Source organism: Vibrio sp. 1249-1 (assembly GCF_033340495.1).
On sequence record NZ_JAWOWJ010000686.1, the window covers coordinates 1 to 643 of the forward strand.

Genomic DNA, 643 nt, shown 5'->3' on the forward strand with positions numbered 1-643 from the left:
GTTCGTTCCATTCTTTTATAGGCTCAGCAGCAAGACAGTTTAAAGAAAGTAGACACAAGAAAAGATTGATGAATTTTGTCATAGATTCCTTTACACATAACGCCCTGTTAAGGGGTGAGCAACGCGATACCGGAGCCACCGCATACCACCTTAAGCACTAAATTCAACGCATAGTGAAAATGCCACGCGTTGTGAATCCCTCTTGAACAGTTTGTTATATGCGTACTGGTACCCATCACCACACATACAACTTAAAGTAAACCAAGAAAGATGCTATGAGAATAAGACCACACCAAGCGAAAAATACGAAGGCTTTCGCCTCAGTTTCTGCTTCTTCCATATCTGGAAGTAACGCCATGAAATAGCATCCGATTGGAACTAATTCGTACATTTTACCTGCATATTGGTTATTCATGCCTAAGAAAGGTGGAACATACAAATACAGAGCTGAATAGCTGACAAAAAAGATAGTAACTAAAATTCTATTCCAACCTATCTCTTCGCCTTCTTGGTACAGCTTAAATAACAGGTAGATAGCACCCAATATTGCTAGTATCAAAAACATCCTGTTCAGAAATCCCTAAAGCATATAACGCCGCGTTAAGTAGTGAGTAACATTGCCACCTAACCTAAACCATTGTGC

1 protein-coding gene is annotated in these 643 nt (G+C 39.8%); it reads right to left on the reverse strand.

The window, feature by feature from the left end; all coding sequences use genetic code 11:
• Positions 1–235: 235 nt before the first annotated feature.
• Positions 236–565: a hypothetical protein gene (locus tag R7Z50_RS28350; protein WP_021448773.1), complete on the reverse strand. Its 330-nt coding sequence runs from the start codon at positions 563–565 to the stop codon at positions 236–238.
• Positions 566–643: the final 78 nt, after the last annotated feature.